4 protein-coding genes and 2 pseudogenes are annotated in these 3,408 nt (G+C 71.2%); all 6 read left to right on the plus strand.

The window, feature by feature from the left end:
- A pseudogene (locus tag VOI19_RS16605) lies at positions 1 to 649 on the plus strand (dehydrogenase); the annotation flags it as partial.
- Complete coding sequence (locus VOI19_RS16610) at positions 646 to 1,287, plus strand: nitroreductase family protein (protein WP_323794071.1); 642 nt, start codon at positions 646 to 648, stop codon at positions 1,285 to 1,287. The pseudogene VOI19_RS16605 and the gene VOI19_RS16610, both read left to right, overlap by 4 nt.
- A 22-nt stretch (positions 1,288 to 1,309) precedes the next feature.
- Positions 1,310 to 1,789 (plus strand): glutathione peroxidase, encoded by a 480-nt coding sequence (locus tag VOI19_RS16615; RefSeq protein ID WP_323794072.1) that lies wholly within the window; start codon positions 1,310 to 1,312, stop codon positions 1,787 to 1,789.
- Positions 1,789 to 2,265, plus strand: coding sequence for an SRPBCC family protein (locus VOI19_RS16620; RefSeq protein ID WP_323794073.1), 477 nt, complete (start codon positions 1,789 to 1,791; stop codon positions 2,263 to 2,265). Before VOI19_RS16615 ends, VOI19_RS16620 begins: the two co-directional genes overlap by 1 nt.
- A 384-nt stretch (positions 2,266 to 2,649) precedes the next feature.
- Positions 2,650 to 2,934 (plus strand): annotated as a pseudogene (locus VOI19_RS16625) (NAD-dependent malic enzyme); the annotation flags it as partial.
- Positions 2,935 to 3,076: 142 nt separating this feature from the next.
- Positions 3,077 to 3,408, plus strand: a 332-nt coding sequence (locus tag VOI19_RS16630) for a malic enzyme-like NAD(P)-binding protein (protein WP_323794074.1), incomplete at its 3' end; no start/stop codon positions are given.

Below are 3,408 nucleotides of genomic sequence, written 5' to 3' on the forward strand. Positions count from 1 at the left end.
CTGGACCGACGACCTCTCCTCGCGCATCGACGAGCTGCACGGCCTCGTGCACAACGCCGGCGTGATGGTGCCCGAGCGCACCGAGAGCGCGCAGGGCCACGAGATGGCGCTCGCCGTGCACGTGCTCGGGCCCCACCTGATGATCGAGCGGCTGCTGCCGGTCCTCGGCGCAGGAGCGGGCGGCACGGTGGTGATCATGTCGTCGGGCGGCATGTACTCCGCGGGGCTGCGCTCGACCCCCGACGAGATCGAGTACCGCGACGGCGACTACGACGGCGTCCGCGGCTACGCCCGCACCAAGCGCATGCAGGTCGTGCTCGCCAACGCCTGGAGCCGCCGCCTGCGCGGGGGCCAGGTCGCGATCGAGAGCACCCACCCCGGCTGGGTCAAGACCCCCGGCGTCTCCGACAGCCTCCCCGGCTTCGACAAGGTGCTCGGACGCCTGCTGCGCCGTCCCGACTCCGGTGCGGACACGTCCGTCTGGCTGGTCGCGACCCGCCCGGACTCCACCGGAACCCACCACTTCTGGCACGACCGCGCCACCCGGCCCACGACGTACCCCTTCCAGCGCAAGCAGGACCCCGCCGCCGAGCGCGCCTTCCTCGACTACGTCGCCGGCGCCACCGACACCGTGTGGAACGAGTCATGAGTAGCCCGCACGCCCCGATGCCGGGCGCCGAGGGCCTCGCCGAGCCGCTGCGCTCGCGGTGGAGCCCGAGCGTCTTCGACGCCGACCACGTGCTCGCCGACAGCGACATCGAGACCTTGCTGAGCGCTGCGCAGTGGGCGCCGAGCGCCGGCAACAGCCAGCCCTGGGGGTACGTCGTCGTTCCGCGCGGCACCGAGGCGCACACCGCCTTCATCGCCCACCTGAGCCGCGGCAACGCCGGCTGGGTGCCGCGGGCCTCGCTGATCCTGGTCGCCGGCACCCAGGTCGGCCCCGCGCCCGACGGTCGCGGACCCAAGAGTGCCGACTACGCCCGCCACGACCTCGGGCAGGCCTCGGCCCACATCACCCTCCAGGCCCGCTCGATGGGGCTGCACGCCCACCAGTTCGCCGGCTTCGACCACGCGAGCGCCGCCGCCGAGCTGGGCGTGCCCGACCACGTCGCCCTGATGACGGGGATCGCCATCGGCGTCCACCTCGAGCCCGGCGACCCGCGCCTCGAGGAGGTCAGCGCCGACGACCGCGCCCGCGAGGAGCGACCGCGTGAGCGCAAGCCGCTGGCCGAGATCGCCTTCGCCAGCCGCTGGAGCCAGGCCTGGTCGGCCTCGGACCGCTCATGAAGTGCCTGGCAGACTCCACGCCATGACGACGCTCGCCGACTTCCAGGCCCTCGGGCTCGACGGCCAGGAGGTGGACCTCGCCGACTACCTCGGCAAGGTCGTCCTGGTCGTCAACACCGCCTCGCAGTGCGGGCTCACGCCGCAGTACGAAGGCCTCCAGGCCCTCCACGAGCAGTACGGCGAGCGCGGCCTGGCCGTGCTCGGCTTCCCGTGCAACCAGTTCGGCGCGCAGGAGCCCGGCGACGAGGCCGAGATCGGCGCGTTCTGCGAGAAGAACTACGGCGTCACCTTCGCGATGATGAGCAAGGTCGACGTCAACGGCGTCAACGCCCACCCGCTCTTCGACTGGCTCCGCTCGGAGCAGTCGGCGACGCCCGACGCGCCGATCGCCTGGAACTTCGCCAAGTTCCTCATCGGCTCCGACGGAGCCGTCGTCGCCGACTACGCCCCCACCGTGGCCCCGGCCGACCTGGCCGCCGACATCGAGAAGGCCCTCGACTGATGACCACCTTCACTGCCTCCACGACCGCCGAGGCCGTCGTCCCCGTCGCGCGCGAGCGGGTCTGGGAGGTCCTCATCGACCCCGACCTGGTCGCCCGCTTCACGCCGTTCGTCTCCTCCATCGAGGAGAAGGACGGCGACTGGATCTGGACGCTCTCGGGGCTCAAGGTCGCCGGCAAGGGCTTCGGCGCGACCTTCACCGAGAAGATGACGCTCGACGAGGGCCGTCGCATCGAGTTCACCCACGACCCGCCGTCCGACTCGCACGAGCGCGCCGGGGTGCACGGGTGGTACGACCTCTCCGACCACGGCGTCTCAGGCGACAGCGTGCTGCTGAAGACGAGCCTCGAGATCTGCGTCGACCTCCCGCTGCCCAAGCTCTCGGGCGGGGCCGTGCGCTCGACGATGAAGGGCGTGATGGCGCAGATGGGCGACCGGTTCTCCAAGAACCTGCTCAACCACCTCGGCGTCTCCTGAGTCCTTTGTTACTTGCTCGTCACCGGGCTTCGGGTCGAAGGTGAGCAGATGGGCCGCTCAGCAACTCCTTCGTCGTACTCGATCACCATGCGCCTCCACACGGTGCCCGACCACGCGGTGGTGGGCTCGGTGGCCACCGCGATCGCTGCGGCCGGGGGCATCGTCACCGCCATCGACGTGGCGGAGTCCAGCCACGACAAGCTGGTGCTCGACGTCACCTGCTCGGCCGGCGACGCCGAGCACTCCGAGGCTCTCGTCGTGGCAGCCGACGCCGTCGAGGGCGTCGAGGTCTACAAGGTCAGCGACCGCACCTTCCTGCTCCACATCGGCGGCAAGATCGAGGTCGCCTCGAAGGTGCCGCTGAAGAACCGCGACGACCTCTCGATGGCCTACACCCCGGGTGTCGGGCGGGTCAGCCTGGCGCTCGCCGAGAACCCTGAGGACATCCCGCGGCTGACGATCAAGGGCAACTCGGTGGCCGTGGTCACCGACGGCTCGGCCGTCCTGGGCCTCGGCAACATCGGCCCCGGTGCCGCGCTGCCCGTGATGGAGGGCAAGGCCGCGCTGTTCAAGCGGTTCGCCGACATCGACGCCTGGCCCATCTGCCTGGCCTCGCAGGACACCGACGAGATCGTGCGGGCGGTGGAGATGATCGCCCCGGGCTTCGGTGGCATCAACCTCGAGGACATCGCCGCGCCTCGCTGCTTCGAGATCGAGCGCCGCCTGCGCGAGAGCCTCGACATCCCGGTCTTCCACGACGACCAGCACGGCGATCGTCGTCCTCGCCGCGCTCACCAACGCGCTGCGGGTCGTGCACAAGGACCTCACCGCTGCCCGCGTCGTGGTCGCCGGTGCTGGTGCCGCCGGCTCAGCGATCGTGACCCTGCTGCTCGCCGCCGGCGTGCCCGACGTCGTCGTGTGGGACCGCGAGGGCTGCCTGGCCGCGAGCATGACGGACCTCCCGCCGGCCAAGGCCACCCTCGCCGCGGCCACCAACCCGCGAGGGATCACCGGCGACCTGCACACCGGACTCCTCGGCGCGGACGTCTTCATCGGCGTCAGCGCCCCCAACATCCTCGACCCCGAGTGGATCAAGGACATGGCCGACCGGGCGATCGTCTTCGCCCTGGCCAACCCGGACCC

The sequence above is a fragment of the Nocardioides sp. genome (genome assembly GCF_034670285.1).
Lineage (GTDB): Bacteria > Actinomycetota > Actinomycetes > Propionibacteriales > Nocardioidaceae > Nocardioides.

What these genes read in the sequence shown, in the direction of transcription:
- VOI19_RS16610 (WP_323794071.1), top strand. Translation starts at nt 646, where the DNA reads ATGAGTAGCCCGCACGCCCCGATGCCGGGCGCCGAGGGCCTCGCCGAG.
- VOI19_RS16615 (WP_323794072.1), top strand. Translation starts at nt 1,310, where the DNA reads ATGACGACGCTCGCCGACTTCCAGGCCCTCGGGCTCGACGGCCAGGAG.
- VOI19_RS16620 (WP_323794073.1), top strand. Translation starts at nt 1,789, where the DNA reads ATGACCACCTTCACTGCCTCCACGACCGCCGAGGCCGTCGTCCCCGTC.